The sequence below is a fragment of the Variovorax sp. H27-G14 genome (genome assembly GCF_046156345.1).
Taxonomy (GTDB): domain Bacteria; phylum Pseudomonadota; class Gammaproteobacteria; order Burkholderiales; family Burkholderiaceae_C; genus Variovorax.
This window is the reverse complement of record NZ_JAYLVN010000027.1, coordinates 26,269-41,168: the sequence shown is the minus strand read 5'-3', so window position 1 is coordinate 41,168 and position 14,900 is coordinate 26,269. Positions and strand designations below refer to the sequence as shown.

Here is a 14,900-nt window from a genome sequence, read left to right as displayed (position 1 = left end):
CTCACCTGTCGATTTCGCCGAACACGATGTCCATCGTGCCGATCACCGCGACAGCGTCGGCGATCATGTGTCCGCGCGACATTTCGTCGAGGGCGGCAAGGTGCGGGAAACCAGGGGCACGGATCTTCAGGCGGTACGGCTTGTTGGCGCCATCGCTCACCAGATAGATGCCGAACTCGCCCTTCGGGTGCTCGACGGCTGCGTAAGCCTCGCCTTCGGGCACATGGAAGCCTTCGGTGAAGAGCTTGAAATGGTGGATCAGCTCCTCCATGTTCGCCTTCATCGATTCGCGCGCAGGTGCAGCGACCTTGTGGTTGCTGGTGATCACCGGGCCGGGGTTCACACGCAGCCAGGCCGAGCACTGCTGGATGATCTTGTTGGCCTGGCGCATTTCTTCCACGCGAACCAGGTAACGGTCGTAGCAGTCGCCGGTCTTGCCGACAGGCACGTCGAACTGCATCTGGTCGTAGACGTCGTAGGGCTGCTTCTTGCGCAGGTCCCATTCGATGCCCGAGCCACGCAGCATGGGGCCGCTGAAACCGAGGTTCAGCGCGCGCTCCGGCGTGACCACGCCGATGCCCACGGTGCGCTGCTTCCAGATGCGGTTGTCGGTGAGCAAAACTTCGTACTCGTCGACCATCTTCGGAAAGCGCTTGCAGAAAGCGTCGATGAAGTCGAGCAGCGAACCCTGGCGATCTTCGTTCAGGCGCTCGATGGCCTTGGCATTCTTGATCTTGCTGACCTTGTACTGCGGCATTGCGTCAGGCAGGTCGCGGTACACGCCGCCCGGACGGAAGTACGCCGCATGCATGCGCGCGCCGGACACGGCCTCGTACATGTCGAACAGGTCTTCACGCTCGCGGAAGCAGTAGATGAGCATGTTCATCGCACCGCAGTCGAGCCCGTGCGCACCAAGCCACAGCAGGTGGTTCAGCAGGCGGGTGATCTCGGCGAACATCACGCGGATGTACTGGGCACGAATGGGCACGTCCAGGCCCATCATTCGTTCGATGGCCAGGCAGTAGGCGTGCTCGTTGGACATCATCGACACGTAGTCGAGGCGGTCCATGTACGGAAGCGATTGAATGAAGGTGCGCGATTCCGCGAGCTTCTCGGTGGCGCGGTGCAACAGGCCGATGTGGGGGTCGGCGCGCTGGATCACTTCGCCGTCCAGCTCGAGCACCAGGCGCAGCACGCCGTGTGCCGCAGGATGCTGAGGACCGAAGTTGAGGGTGTAGTTCTTGATTTCGGCCATATCAGTGCAAACCGCCGCCGTAGTTGTCTTCGCGGATCACGCGCGGGGTGATTTCGCGCGGCTCGATCGATACCGGCTGGTAGACCACGCGCTTTTGTTCTTCGTCGTAACGCATCTCGACGTGTCCCGACACCGGGAAGTCCTTGCGAAACGGATGGCCGATGAAGCCGTAGTCGGTCAGGATGCGGCGCAGGTCGTCATGACCGTCGAACACGATGCCGTACAGGTCGAAGGCTTCGCGCTCGAACCAGGTGCACGCACTCCACACCGGCTGCAGCGAGTCGACCACGGGCAGATCTTCGCTGGGCGCGAACACCTTCAGGCGCACGCGCTGGTTGAGGGTCACGGAAAGAAGGTGCGAGACCACGCAGAAGCGCTCACCCTGCCACTCGCCTTCACGGTAGTCGGAGTAGTCCATGCCGCACAGGTCGACCAGCTGCTCGAAGCGGCAGCCGGGCGCGTCGCGCAGCAGCGTGGCGACTTCGAGGTAGTCGGCCGCACCCACCACGACAGTCACCTCGCCCAATGCGAGCGTCACGCTCTTGGCCTTGGCCCCCAGCGTCTCGGTGATGGTGGCGCGCAGCACCTCCGGCGAAATTGCAAAGTCAGTCATCGTCGGCAATCTCTCAGGCGCGGGCAATGGTGTTGGTGCGGCGAATCTTCTGCTGCAGCTGGATCACGCCGTAAAGCAGCGCTTCGGCGGTGGGCGGGCAACCCGGCACATAGACGTCGACGGGCACGATGCGGTCACAACCGCGCACGACCGAATAGCTGTAGTGGTAGTAGCCACCGCCGTTCGCGCACGAGCCCATCGAGAGCACCCAGCGCGGCTCCGGCATCTGGTCATAGACCTTGCGCAGCGCCGGCGCCATCTTGTTGCACAGCGTGCCGGCCACGATCATCAGATCGGACTGGCGCGGGCTGGGACGGAACAACATGCCGAAACGGTCGATGTCGTAGCGGGCAGCGCCCGCGTGCATCATTTCCACCGCACAGCATGCGAGGCCGAATGTCATCGGCCAGAGGGATCCGGTCTTCGCCCAGTTCACGATCGAGTCGTAAGTGGTGGTGACGAAACCTTCTTTGAGAACGCCTTCAATAGCCATCGTGTGCTTTCTTTGTCATTCCCAGTCGAGCGCGCCTTTTTTCCACTCGTAGGCAAAGCCCACGACGAGGATGGCGAGAAAGATCATCATGGCCCAGAAGCCGACAATGCCGATCTCCTTGAGCGCAATGGCCCACGGAAAGAGAAAGGCAATTTCCAGATCGAACAGGATGAAGAGAATTGCGACGAGGTAGTAGCGCACGTCGAACTTCATGCGCGCGTCCTCGAAGGCTTCAAAGCCACACTCGTAGGGAGCGTTCTTTGCGGCGTCGGGCTTGTTGGGGCCGAGAATGTATCCGATGACCTGAGGTGCGACGCCTACGCCGACTCCGACCAAAATGAACAAAAGGACCGGGAGGTAGGAGTCGAGATTCATCGAGAGTGTTTCACCGCTTGCCACCGGCAAGAAGAACCCCTGGATGGGGTTTTCTGCCGATGAGATTTGGTGCGGTCGGCGAGACTCGAACTCGCACAGCTTTCGCCACTACCCCCTCAAGATAGCGTGTCTACCAATTTCACCACGACCGCGGTTTTTACTGTTCAGATGGCATGAGGTACCTGAGAACAGGCATTTGGCTTTCCGAACAGATTACGAGTTTACCCTGAAATGAAGCTATTTTTCACAGGGCACTCATGAAAACGAGATGATTACTTCGCCGGAATCTGACCAGCACCCGAAACGGGGGCTGCAGGCGCCGACGCAGGTGCACTGGGAGCGCCTGCACCAGGGATTTCGTTCGCTGCGCCAGAGGCCGGCGTGGCCGGTGCCGCAGGCGCGCCAATGGCCGCGCGCTCGAGCAGGCTGCCGCCGCCCGTGGGCCGTGCATGGCTGAAGTAAGCCAGCATCAACGTGCACACGAAGAAGACGGCGGCCAGCACTGCCGTGGTGCGTGAGAGAAAGTTTGCACTTCCGCTCGCACCGAACAGGCTGCCGGCACTGCCGCTGCCAAAGGCCGCGCCCATGTCGGCACCCTTGCCGTGCTGGATCAGGATCAGGCCGATCATCACGAGGGCGGACAGCATCTGCACGCCGACGAGAAGGTTGAGGACCACGTTCATTCGTTCTTACTCCTAAGTGATACAGCCGTTGCGCGCTCAGCGCGCAGCGGCGGAAATGATCTGCAGAAAGTCGGCGGCCTTGAGGGACGCGCCACCGATGAGGCCGCCGTCGATGTCGGCCTGCGACAGCAACTCCGCGGCATTTGCCGCGTTCATGCTGCCGCCATAAAGCAGCTTGATGCCCGCGGCATGCTCGCTCGCCGCATGGTGCAGTTGCGCACGCAGCACGGCATGCACCGCCTGCGCCTGCGCCGGCGTGGCGGTCTTGCCCGTGCCGATGGCCCAGACGGGTTCGTACGCCACCACAATCTCGCTGATGCAATGACCGTTCACATGAATGACCGCAGCCAGTTGACGCTTGACGACCTCTTCGGTCTGCCCTGCTTCGCGCTGCGCCAACGTTTCACCCACGCAGACGATCGGCGTGATGCCGTTGGCCAGCGCGGCCGCCGTCTTGGCCGCCACCGATTCATCGGTTTCGCCGTGGTACTGGCGACGCTCGGAGTGGCCGACGATCGCATAGCGAACGCCAAACTCCTTCAGCATCGCAGCCGACTGCTCGCCCGTGAACGCACCCTGCGGATGCGCCGAAATATCTTGCGCACCCAACGCCAGTGCAGGCGAACCCGCCAGCAGCGACTGCAGTTGCGCGAAGTACGGTGCTGGCGCGCACAGCGCCACATCGCACGCCGCCGGACTGTCGGCCAGGCCTTGCTGCAAGGCCTTCACCAGCGCCTCGTTGGCAGCCAGGCCGCCATTCATCTTCCAGTTGCCGGCGATCAGTTTCTTGTTCGTTGTCATCGCGTTGTCGTCACCATGTCAGCACGATCTTGCCGATGTGCTGGTTCGATTCCATGAGCGTGTGGGCCTGGGCCGCGCCGCTGGGCTCACCTGCCGCCGCAAAGGTGCTGTGAACCACGGGCTTGATGGCGCCGCTCTCGAGCAGCGGCCACACCTTCTCGCGCAGCGCCTTGGCAATGGCGCCCTTGAACGCCACCGGCCTGGGACGCAGCGTCGAGCCGGTGACAGTGAGACGCTTGCGCAGCACGAGGCCTGCATTGATCTCGCTCTTCACGCCGCCCTGCACCGCAATGATCACCAACCGGCCGTCTTCGGCCAGGCATTCGATCTCGCGCGCCACGTAGTCGCCGGCCACCATGTCGAGCACCACGTCCACGCCCTTGCCGCCCGTCAGCGCCTTCGCCTGTTCGACGAAATCGCTGGTGCGGTAGTTGATGGCATGGTCGGCGCCGAGCTTCTTGCAGGCTTCGCACTTGTCGTCGCTGCCGGCCGTGACGATCACGGTGGCACCGAGCGCCTTGGCGATCTGGATCGCCGTGACGCCAATGCCGCTGGAGCCGCCCTGAATGAGCAGCGTCTCGCCCTTTTGCAGGCGGCCGCGCTCGAACACGTTGCTCCAGACGGTGAAGAAGGTCTCGGGCAGCGACGCCGCGTCGACATCGCTCCAACCCTTGGGCACCGGCAGGCATTGCGCCACGGGCGCCACGCACAGCTCGGCATAGCCGCCACCCGCCACCAGCGCGCAGACGCGATCGCCGATCTTGAAGCCCGCTTCGGCCAAGGCCGCGGCATCGCCCGACACGATCTGGCCGGCCACCTCGAGGCCCGGCAGGTCGGACGCACCCGGCGGCACCGGGTAGTGGCCCATGCGCTGCAGCACGTCCGGACGGTTGACGCCACTGGCCGCAACGCGGATCAGCAGCTCGCCCGTGCCGGCCACCGGATCGGGACGCTGCGCGACGCGCAGCACCTCGGGGGCGCCGTACGAAGTGATTTCAATGGCTTTCATGGTCTTTCGGCCTCCAACGCCCGCAGATGGGGCGAAGCTTGCTGTTCAAAAGATAGCAACAGCGGCGCATGGCCGCCGTTGCGCCCTTCTTACTCCTGAGGCTCGCGCGGGGCCTGTTGCTGCTCGCCGGCCGGGGCCTGCGGCTGCTCGTTGCGCGGCTGTTGCTGCTGGTCGTTGAAGCGCGGTGCGCGCTCGCCACGGTCACCACCACGATCGCCGCCGCGGTCGCCACGGTCCGAACGCTCACGGCCACGGTCGCCGCGGTCGTTGCCACGGTCTTCACGCTGCGGACGCTCGCTGTATTCCATGCCGGCCGGACGTTCGGTCAGGGCCTTCATGGACAGCTTGACGCGGCCCTTTTCGTCGGTTTCCAGAACCTTGACCTTCACGATCTGGCCTTCGCTCAGATAGTCGGTCACCTTCTCGACGCGTTCGTGCGCGATCTGGCTGATGTGCAACAGGCCGTCCTTGCCGGGCAGCAGGTTGATGAGCGCGCCGAAGTCCAGGATCTTGGTGACCGGGCCTTCGTAGACCTTGCCAATTTCGACTTCCGCCGTGATCTGCTCAATGCGGCGCTTGGCCAGCTCCGCCTTTTCCGGATCGGTCGAGGCAATGGTGATGGTGCCGTCTTCGTCGATGTTGATCGTCGTGCCGGTTTCTTCCTGCAGGCCACGAATGACCGAGCCGCCCTTGCCGATCACGTCGCGGATCTTCTCGGGGTTGATCTTCAGCGTGGTCAGGCGCGGAGCGAAGGTCGACACTTCGGCCTTGGCCTCGCCCATGGCTTCCTGCATCTTGCCCAGGATGTGCATGCGCGCTTCCTTGGCTTGCGCCAGTGCGACCTGCATGATTTCCTTGGTGATGCCCTGGATCTTGATGTCCATCTGCAGCGCGGTGATGCCGTTGGTGGTACCGGCAACCTTGAAGTCCATGTCGCCCAGATGATCTTCATCGCCCAGGATGTCGGTCAGCACCGCGAAGCGGTTGTCTTCCTTGATCAGGCCCATGGCGATGCCGGCCACGTGCGCCTTCATGGGCACGCCGGCGTCCATCATCGACAGGCAGCCGCCGCAGACCGAAGCCATCGACGAGGAGCCGTTGGACTCGGTGATTTCCGACACCACGCGCACGGTGTACGGGAACTCTTCCTTGGTCGGCAGCACGGCGACGAGCGCGCGCTTGGCCAGACGGCCGTGGCCGATTTCGCGGCGCTTGGTCGAGCCCATGCGGCCCACTTCGCCGGTGGCAAAGGGAGGCATGTTGTAGTGGAACAGGAAGCGGTCTTCGTACTCGCCGGCCAGCGCGTCGATGCGCTGTGCGTCGCGTTCGGTGCCCAGCGTGGTGATGACCAGCGCCTGCGTTTCACCGCGGGTGAACAGGGCCGAACCGTGGGTGCGGGGCAGCACCGAGTTGCGGATTTCGATGGGGCGCACGGTGCGCGTGTCGCGACCGTCGATGCGCGGCTCGCCCGACAGGATCTGGCTGCGCACGATCTTCGATTCGATCGAGAACAGCAGGTCGTTGACCTTGCCCGAATCGAAAGGCTCGCCGCTTTCCTTCAGCGAGGCCATCACGCTGGCATTGGCTTCGCGCAGGGCTTGCGTGCGGGCTTGCTTGCTGCGAATTTGGTAGACAGCGCGCAGCTTTTCTTCGGCCAGGCCCTTGACCTTGGCAACGAAGGCCTCGTCTTCGGCAGGAGCCTTCCAGTCCCACACCGGCTTGCCGGCGTCGCGCACCAGTTCATGGATCGCGTTGATGGCGATGGCAGCTTGTTCGTGGCCGAACACCACGCCGCCGAGCATGATTTCTTCGCTCAGTTGCTTGGCTTCGGACTCGACCATCAGCACGGCGGCTTGCGTGCCGGCCACGACGAGGTCCATCTGCGAATCCTTGCGGGCCGTCTGACCCGGATTCAGCACGTACTGGCCATTGATGTAGCCCACGCGGGCAGCACCGATCGGGCCGCTGAACGGAATGCCGGAGATCGACAGAGCGGCGCTCACGCCGATCATGGCGGCGATGTCGGCGTCGACTTCAGGGTTGAGCGACACGGTGTGAATGACCACGTGCACTTCGTTCAGGAAGCCTTCGGGGAACAGCGGGCGGATCGGGCGGTCGATCAGGCGGCTGGTCAGCGTTTCGTGTTCGCTGGGCTTGGCTTCGCGCTTGAAGAAGCTGCCGGGGATCTTGCCGGCGGCGTACGTCTTCTCGATGTAGTCGACGGTCAGCGGGAAGAAATCTTGCCCGGGCTTGGCCGACTTGGAGGCGACCACGGTCGCCAGGATCACGGTGCCGTCGATGTCGACCAGCACAGCGCCATTGGCTTGGCGGGCGACTTCGCCCGTTTCCATGACGACGGTCTTGTCGCCCCATTGGAACGACTTGGTGACTTTGTTGAAGAGGCTCATGTTAGCTCCTGTTTTGATAGCAGACCACACAGGATCTGCAGGGGCCGGAGGCTTCTCAGAACACGATGCCATTCCAGCGAAGTTCGACCGAACTTCATTGGAATGACACAGCTTCGCTCTGTTTGGGCACTCCGAAAAGTGGATCGCGAAGTAAAAAACGCCTGAGCTAGCGGACTAACCCAGGCGTTTTTTCATGCGATTCGAATTACTTGCGCAGACCCAGCTTGGCAATCAGCGCGGTGTAACGTTCAGCGTTCTTGGACTTGAGGTAGTCCAGCAGCTTGCGGCGGCGGCTCACCATGCGCAGCAGACCGCGACGACCGTGGTGGTCCTTGGCGTGGGTCTTGAAGTGGGGGGTGAGCTCGTTGATACGAGCGGTCAGCAGTGCAACTTGCACTTCCGGGCTACCGGTGTCGTTGGCGGCGCGGGCGTTGTCCTTGACGACTTCGGCCTTGATGGAGGCTGCGATCATTTGAAATTTCCTTGTTCCGGGATGTTTGACTTGCGATGAGCGCTGGAACTGCCCTCACCGTGCGCCTTGCGGCATGCAAAGCCTCGGGATTATAGCCTGGACAAGGCTCGCCCCCAGGCTTCGCGCACTTCGTGTCGCTCCTCCTACCCCCTACCGGGGGCAACACCTGAGGCCCGGCAAAGCCGGTTCCTCGGTGTTTCACGAAGGGGCCGCGACTTCGTCGGGCCTCGCATGCGCGGCTGTGTTCAGGCTTTGCGCTGCGGCTGTTCCGCCAGCCAGTTTCGCAGGCGCTCCACGCCCTTCACCAGCCGCTGCGGATCCTTCGAGGCGAAGCACCAACGCAGCCAGCCTTGCGCCTCGGGCGCGAAGGCATTGCCTGGCGCCAGGCCCAGGCCGGCCTCTACCACCAGTCGCTTGGCCACCTCGAAGGAATCGTCGAAGCCCTCGAGCCGGAAGAAGGCGTACATGCCGCCCTTGGCCGGCGCCACCTGCACACCAGGCAGCGCGGCCAGCAGCGGCACCAGCGTGTCGCGGCACAGCTTCAGGTGCGCCACCACGCGCGGCGTGATGTCGCTCGTGTGCGCAATGGCGGTAATGGCCGCGCGCTGCGTGAACACGCTGGCGCACGAGGTGTTGAACTCGATCAGCTTGCCGATGCCCTCCACCATCGACGGCGGCAGCACCAGCCAGCCCAGGCGCCAGCCGGTCATGAGAAAACTCTTCGAAAAGCTGTGCGTCACCACCAGGCGGTCGTCGGGGTTGGCAATGTCCAGGAAGCTCGGCGCGCAGGCGTTGGGTGTCGGCTCGAAGTAGAGGCGCTCGTACACCTCGTCGGCCAGGATCCAGGTGCCGGTCTGGCGGCAGTGCTCGAGCACGGCCTGCTGCTCGTCGCGCGTCATGGTCCAGCCCGTGGGGTTGTTGGGCGCGTTGACGATCAGCAGCTTCGTCTTCGACGTGACCGCCGCGCGCAGCGCGCCCAGGTCGAGCGTCCACTGCCCGTTCACCGGCACCAGCGACAGCGTGCGCACCTGCGCGCCCATGATCGCGGGCTGCGCCGTGAGGTTGGGCCACACCGGCGTCACCGCGACCACCTCGTCGCCCGCGTCGACCAGCGCCTGAATGGCCAGCATCAGCGCGCTCACACCGCCCGACGTGACGGCAATGCGCGAGGCCTCCACCGCCGGATGCAGCGCGCTGGTGTAGCGCGCAATGGCTTCGCGCAGCTCGGGCAGGCCGAGGTTGTGCGCGTAGAAGGTCTCGCCGCGCTGCAGCGATTCGATGGCCGACTGGCGGATCACCTCGGGCGTCACTTCGTCGCTTTCGCCGAACCAGAAGGCCAGCACGTCGTCACGGCCCATGCCGGCATTGGCGACTTCGCGGATCTTGGAGGCTTCGAGGTTGTGGATGGCTTCACGCATGTCTGTGGGTCCTGTTGGGGGTCTTCAATATCTCTTCATCTTGCACGAGGTCGGCAGCTCGGCGCGCTCGGCGGCAATGGTCTTCACCACGCGAAATCCGTAGCCTGAGCCTTCGACGTCGAACTGCACGCCCGGCCTGCCCTGCCGGTCCATGACGCCCACCACCAGCTGCTGCTGGAACTGGTGGTCGGCGGCGCGCATGCGGCCGCGCTGGCCGTACAGGCTCACGTCGGCCTGCTCCAGTGCACGAGCCAGCGGCACCGCATCGACGCTGCCTGCCCGCTCAGCGGCCTGCACCAGCGACTCGATCATCAGCTGCAGCCGCATGTGCACATAGTCGTCGGCCGGCTTGGGAAAGCGCGTGCGAAAGGCGCGGTAGAACGCCTCCGACTGCGCCGTCTGCACGTTCGGCAGCCAGTCGGCCACCGCAATCACGCGGCCGATGCCCGCGTTGCCGATGGCCGCCGGCGCGCCCAGTGCATTGCCGTAGAAGGTATAGAAGGTGCCGTTGAAACCGGCCTCGCGCGCTGCCTTTACCAGCAGCGTGAGGTCGTTGCCCCAGTTGCCCGTGACCACGGCCTGCGCGCCGCTCGCAATGATCTTGGTGGCGTAAGGCGCGAAGTCCTTCACCTTGCCCATCGGGTGCAGTTCGTCGCCCACGATCTCCACGTCGGGCCGCTGCACGCCAAGCTGGCGGCGCGACTCGCGCAGCACGGCCTGGCCAAAGCTGTAGTTCTGCCCGATGAGGTACACGCGCTTGAGCGCGGCGTCGTCCTTCACCGCGGCCATGAGCGCGGCCACGCGCATGTCGGCATGCGCGTCGAAGCGAAAGTGCCAGAAGCTGCAGCGCTCGTTGGTGAGCGCCGGATCGACCGCGGCGTAGTTCAGAAAGATCACGCGGCGCGACGGATCGCGCTCGTTGTTCTTGTCGATCGCATCGACCAGCGCTGAAGCGGTGGCAGACGAGTTGCCCTGCAGCACGATGCGCGCGCCGTCGTCCATGGCGGCGCGCAACGCGGAGAGCGCCTCTTCGTTCTGCCCCTTGCTGTCGTAGCGGTCGAGCTGCAGCGCTCTGGCGCCACCGGCAACACCCGGCAGCTTCACGCCGCCGCGCGCGTTCACGCGCTCCACCGCCCACAGCAGGTTGCGAAACACCGCCTCTCCGGTGTTGGCGAACGGCCCGCTCATGCTCTCGATGAGGGCCAGACGAATGGGGGCGGGCGGGACCGAAGGGGTAGCCTGCGCGAGCGCGGAGAAGGGCTTCGCGCATAGCGCCAGCGCCACGAATTTCAAGGCCTCGCGGCGCCAAATAAAGGAAGAACTCATTGTCTTGAAACGGTTGCCTGAGCGCCTAGATGAGGTGTCAAGCGGCACTCACGATTGAACGGCCGCGCAGTGTAAGGGACACACATTCCTTGTCCCCATTGTGTTGATTCAGGAGTTCTTCATCATGTTTTTCGCCCCCAACGTTCGCACCGCCCGCTTCGCTCCCCGCGCCTATGACCAGGCCTTCGAACGCTTCGCCAGCGAAGCCTTCGCCGGCACCCGCCGTTCGCCACTCGTGGAGCAGGACGACACCAGCTGGACCCTGTCGCTCGACGTGCCGGGCTTCGCGCGTGAAGACCTCGCCATCAGCATCGAAGGCGCAGTGGTGCGCATCGACAGCAAGGCCGAAGCCAAGCGCCAGTTCAAGGCCGCGTACGAGCTGCCGCTCGACATCGACGTGACCGCGAGCGATGCCAAGCTCGAGAACGGCGTGCTCACGCTCAAGCTCGCCAAGCGCGTTCCGGTGAGCCAGGCCGCACCGTTGCAAATCAACTAGTTCGGCTTAAGCCCACAAGAAGAAAGTGTCAGTAAAGGTACTTTTTGACTTTGAACATGCTCCCTATTCACAATAGGGCCGCATAACGTCACATCATGTGACGTTTTCTTAGTACTTTCTTCTTCGTGGGCGTCTCGTGAACGCATCGAGTCCATGACGGTGCGTGTCGGGTGCCCTCTCACGGCACCATGAACACACACCTGCAACCCGCGAACCCCAACGAACAGTCCGACACGCTCCTGATCTTTCTGCCAGGCGCGTACCTCAAGCCCGACGAGTTCGAGCGAGAGGGATTCATCAGCGCGGTGCGGGAGCGTCACCTGGCGGCCGATTCGCTGCTGGTCGACGCCGACGTGTCGTACTACTACGAGCAGACACTGAGCGACCGCCTGCACACCGACGTCATCGAGCCCCAACGCGCCAAGGGCTACAAGTCGATCTGGCTCGTGGGTATTTCGATTGGCGGCTTCGGCGCGCTGATTCATGAACTGGCCAGGCCCGGTTCGGTGGACGGCATCGTGGCGCTGGCGCCCTATCTGGGGCGCCGCGTGCTCGGCGCGGAGATCAAGAAAGCCGGCGGCCTTCGCACGTGGCAGGCACCTACCGGCCCGCAGCCCGACGAAGAACCCGACCGCAAGCTATGGCCCTTCTTCCAGCAGTACCTGAAGGACCAGCCCGTGAAGAACCTGCCGCCGCTGTACCTGGGTTTTGGCCTGGAAGACCGCTTCGTCAACAACCACAAGCTGCTGGCCGACGCCCTGCCCTCGGGCCAGGTGTTCACCACCGAAGGCGGCCACGACTGGCCGCAATGGCGCCAGCTGTGGCGCAACATGCTCGACGTGCTGCCGCTGCCGTCGCTCGGCCGCGCGCGTCAACCCCAGCCGCAACCCCAACCCCAACCGGTCACGCAGTCTCTGGTAGTGCCCCTTCGGCCGACAGCGACGCCATGGGCCATCGCGGCTTGACGTCGAAGGCATAGCGCTCGCTGGCCTGCGACAGACCCGACTGCAGTCGCATGGCCGCGGCCATGGCAATCATGGCGCCGTTGTCGGTGCACAGGTGCAGCTCGGGGTAGTGCACCCGCACATTGCGCTTGGCGCAGGCGGCATTCAGCTGCTCGCGCAGGTTCTTGTTGGCCCCCACCCCGCCCGCCACCACCAGGCGCTGCAGCCCGGTCTGCGAGAGCGCGGCAAGCGACTTCTTCAGCAGCACCTCGACGATGGCCGCCTGCGTGGACGCGGCCAGGTCGGCCTTGTTCGCTTCGAGCTGGTCGCCGAGCTTCTTGGCCTGCGTGAGCACGGCCGTCTTCAGGCCGGCAAAGGAAAAGTCGAGGTCGCCGCTGTGCAGCAATGGGCGCGGCAGCTTGAAGGCGGTGGCATTGCCCTCTTCGGCCAGCTTGGCAAGCCACGGGCCGCCGGGGTACGGCAGGCCCATGAGCTTGGCGCTCTTGTCGAAGGCCTCGCCGGCCGCGTCGTCGATGGTTTCGCCGAGCAGCGCGTAGCGCCCCACGCCGTCGACACGCATCAGCTGCGTATGGCCGCCCGACACCAGCAGCGCCACGAACGGAAACTCCGGCGGGTCGGCACTCAGGAACGGCGACAGCAGGTGCCCTTCGAGGTGATGCACGCCCAGCACCGGCTTGCCCAGTGCCACGCCCAGAGCGCAGGCCACGCCGGCCCCCACCAGCAGCGCACCGGCCAGGCCGGGGCCGCGCGTGTAGGCCACCACGTCGATCTCGGCCAGCGAGCGGCCGGCCTCGGCCATGACGGCCTCGGTGAGCGGCAGCACGCGGCGGATGTGGTCGCGGCTGGCCAGTTCGGGCACCACGCCGCCGTAGGCCTGGTGCATGGCGATCTGGCTGTGCAGCGCGTGCGAACGCAGCAGCGGCAGCGCGTCGCCGAACGACTCGACCAGCGCCACGCCGGTTTCATCGCAGGATGATTCGATTCCCAACAAGAGCATGCCGCCGAGTGTAGGTGGCGCCCGCCGCACCCGCCCGCCAAGGGGCAAGCAGCGTGACCTGGCCTGGCCCGGCACCGCGGTGGGGCACGGATGTTGCAGGCACACTGGGGCACACCCTTGCGCCCCACCATGACATCCGGACTGAACTTCCTCATTGCCGCCCGCCGCTGCGAAATCGACGAGCTCGACCAGCTTGCGCGCACCAGCGAACTGGTGGGCGTGATCGGCCGCCTGGTGCACGCGCTGCAGCGAGAGCGCGGCATGTCGAACATCTTTCTTGCCACGCGCGGCAGCCGCTTCGCCGAGCAACGCGGCCCGCAGATCGCCGAGTGCCTGGCGCTCGAGCAGGCGGTGCGCGCGGGGTTCGACCAGCTCGAAACCGACAGCCACGGCGGCGCGGGCGCGGGCAACGGCGCGCGCCTGTTCAGCCGCATCGCGTTCGTGCTGCCGGGGCTGGACGCCCTCCCCGCCCTGCGCAAGCGGGTCGACGCGCTCGCGCTGAAGCCCGCCCAAGCCGTGGCCGCCTTCGCCAAGCTGGTTTCGGGGCTGCTGTCGGTGGTGTTCGAGGCGGCCGACGGCGCCAACGACCCTGAAATTTCGCGCCTGCTGGTGGCCATGTTCAACTTCATGCAGGGCAAGGAATTCGCCGGCCAGGAACGTGCCTTTGGCGCCGCGGCGCTGGCGCTGGGCAGCAGCGATGACGCGCAGCGCCTGCACTGGCTGCACCTCATCGAATCGCAGGAGCGCTGCTTCCAGGTCTTCACCGAGTTCTCGGGCGACGCCGTGCTCGCCCTCTGGCGCGACAGCCAGCCCGACGCCTTGCTGGCCGAGCTCGAGCGCATGCGCCGGCGCGGCGCCACCTCCGGCCCGACCGATGCCGCGCTGAGCCAGGCCTGGTTCGACTGCTGCACCCGGCGCATCGACGCCATGAAAACAGTGGAGGACCGCCTGGCCGCCGACCTGCGCGCGCTGTGCGAACGCAAGACCGCGCAGGCGCGCAGCGAACTGCAGGACTACCAGCGGCTGCTCGACACACTGGTGCCGCAGGTCGGCGCACTGTTCTTCGACGACGCCGACGCCCAGGCCGCCGCGCCCGCGCAGTTCGGGCGGCACCTGGAGCGCTCGGTGCTCGACATGGTTCACGAGCAGTCACACCGGCTGCAGGCCATGAGCGACGAGCTGGAGACCGTGCGCGCTTCGCTCAACGAACGCAAGATCGTCGAGCGCGCCAAGGGCCTGTTGATGGCGCACCGCCGCCTCAGCGAGGAAGAGGCGCACAAGATGCTGCGCCAGACCGCCATGAACCAGAACCGGCGACTGGTCGACGTGGCCGAGTCGATGCTTGCCATGGCCGACTACCTGCCCATGCCGGAGCGCACCCCAACGCGTTGATGCCGCACGCCGAGGCGCCGGGCGGCTCGACTTGGTGCGGTGCACAACAAGCGTGCCCGCGGCGGTTGGCATGCCATTCGGGCCGCTTGCCCGCATCGCCGGGTCGCACCACGCTCCGTTTTTGGTAGCACTCAAGCACCCGACAAAGCTGGCACACCGTTTGCAAGCGATCAGCCCATAGACCCCCCAATGGGTCT

Annotated in this window: 15 protein-coding genes and 1 tRNA gene; 3 read left to right on the top strand and 13 right to left on the bottom strand. The window is 65.0% G+C overall.

All coding sequences use genetic code 11. The features are described 5' to 3' along the window. Position 1: 1 nt before the first annotated feature. The 12 genes from VLK31_RS33315 to VLK31_RS33260 form a co-directional block, all read right to left on the bottom strand. Positions 2–1,255, bottom strand: coding sequence for an NADH-quinone oxidoreductase subunit D (locus VLK31_RS33315; protein WP_409172769.1), 1,254 nt, complete (start codon positions 1,253–1,255; stop codon positions 2–4). Position 1,256: 1 nt separating this feature from the next. Next, positions 1,257–1,868, bottom strand: coding sequence for an NADH-quinone oxidoreductase subunit C (locus VLK31_RS33310; RefSeq protein ID WP_409172768.1), 612 nt, complete (start codon positions 1,866–1,868; stop codon positions 1,257–1,259). Between the two features lie 13 nt (positions 1,869–1,881). Continuing rightward, on the bottom strand, positions 1,882–2,361 hold the full coding sequence (locus VLK31_RS33305) for a NuoB/complex I 20 kDa subunit family protein (RefSeq protein WP_409172767.1): 480 nt from the start codon (positions 2,359–2,361) through the stop codon (positions 1,882–1,884). Positions 2,362–2,376: 15 nt separating this feature from the next. Continuing rightward, positions 2,377–2,736, bottom strand: coding sequence for an NADH-quinone oxidoreductase subunit A (locus VLK31_RS33300; protein WP_409172766.1), 360 nt, complete (start codon positions 2,734–2,736; stop codon positions 2,377–2,379). Positions 2,737–2,803: 67 nt separating this feature from the next. Further along, positions 2,804–2,888: transfer RNA gene (locus VLK31_RS33295), tRNA-Leu, on the bottom strand. Positions 2,889–3,008: 120 nt separating this feature from the next. Continuing rightward, positions 3,009–3,419, bottom strand: a complete 411-nt coding sequence (secG, locus tag VLK31_RS33290) for a preprotein translocase subunit SecG (RefSeq protein ID WP_409172765.1) — start codon at positions 3,417–3,419, stop codon at positions 3,009–3,011. 36 nt (positions 3,420–3,455) lie between these two features. Further along, a complete protein-coding gene (tpiA, locus tag VLK31_RS33285) occupies positions 3,456–4,220 on the bottom strand; it encodes a triose-phosphate isomerase (RefSeq protein WP_409172764.1) in 765 nt (254 codons plus the stop codon). A 10-nt stretch (positions 4,221–4,230) separates the two neighbouring features. After that, positions 4,231–5,229, bottom strand: a complete 999-nt coding sequence (locus tag VLK31_RS33280; RefSeq protein ID WP_409172763.1) for an NAD(P)H-quinone oxidoreductase — start codon at positions 5,227–5,229, stop codon at positions 4,231–4,233. A gap of 89 nt (positions 5,230–5,318) precedes the next feature. After that, complete coding sequence (pnp, locus tag VLK31_RS33275; RefSeq protein WP_409172762.1) at positions 5,319–7,637, bottom strand: polyribonucleotide nucleotidyltransferase; 2,319 nt, start codon at positions 7,635–7,637, stop codon at positions 5,319–5,321. A gap of 205 nt (positions 7,638–7,842) precedes the next feature. Further along, a complete protein-coding gene (gene rpsO, locus VLK31_RS33270; RefSeq protein WP_093128570.1) occupies positions 7,843–8,109 on the bottom strand; it encodes a 30S ribosomal protein S15 in 267 nt (88 codons plus the stop codon). A gap of 245 nt (positions 8,110–8,354) precedes the next feature. Further along, positions 8,355–9,527, bottom strand: coding sequence for a pyridoxal phosphate-dependent aminotransferase (locus VLK31_RS33265; RefSeq protein WP_409172761.1), 1,173 nt, complete (start codon positions 9,525–9,527; stop codon positions 8,355–8,357). 24 nt (positions 9,528–9,551) lie between these two features. Beyond that, a complete protein-coding gene (locus tag VLK31_RS33260) occupies positions 9,552–10,853 on the bottom strand; it encodes a branched-chain amino acid ABC transporter substrate-binding protein (protein ID WP_409172760.1) in 1,302 nt (433 codons plus the stop codon). A gap of 124 nt (positions 10,854–10,977) precedes the next feature. On the opposite strand from VLK31_RS33260, the gene VLK31_RS33255 reads away from it, so the two are divergent. Together VLK31_RS33255 and VLK31_RS33250 are read left to right on the top strand one after the other, a co-directional pair. After that, positions 10,978–11,349 (top strand): Hsp20/alpha crystallin family protein, encoded by a 372-nt coding sequence (locus tag VLK31_RS33255; protein WP_409172759.1) that lies wholly within the window; start codon positions 10,978–10,980, stop codon positions 11,347–11,349. Positions 11,350–11,537: 188 nt separating this feature from the next. Continuing rightward, a complete protein-coding gene (locus tag VLK31_RS33250) occupies positions 11,538–12,314 on the top strand; it encodes an alpha/beta hydrolase-fold protein (protein ID WP_409172758.1) in 777 nt (258 codons plus the stop codon). Here the strand turns inward: VLK31_RS33250 and tsaD are convergent. Next, entirely contained in the window at positions 12,253–13,311 is a 1,059-nt protein-coding gene (tsaD, locus tag VLK31_RS33245; RefSeq protein ID WP_409172757.1) for a tRNA (adenosine(37)-N6)-threonylcarbamoyltransferase complex transferase subunit TsaD, read from the bottom strand. The genes VLK31_RS33250 and tsaD overlap by 62 nt on opposite strands. A 129-nt stretch (positions 13,312–13,440) precedes the next feature. On the opposite strand from tsaD, the gene VLK31_RS33240 reads away from it, so the two are divergent. Next, positions 13,441–14,703 carry a nitrate- and nitrite sensing domain-containing protein gene (locus tag VLK31_RS33240; protein ID WP_409172756.1) on the top strand — a complete coding sequence of 421 codons (1,263 nt, stop codon included), beginning with the start codon at positions 13,441–13,443 and terminating at the stop codon, positions 14,701–14,703. Positions 14,704–14,900 lie beyond the last annotated feature (197 nt).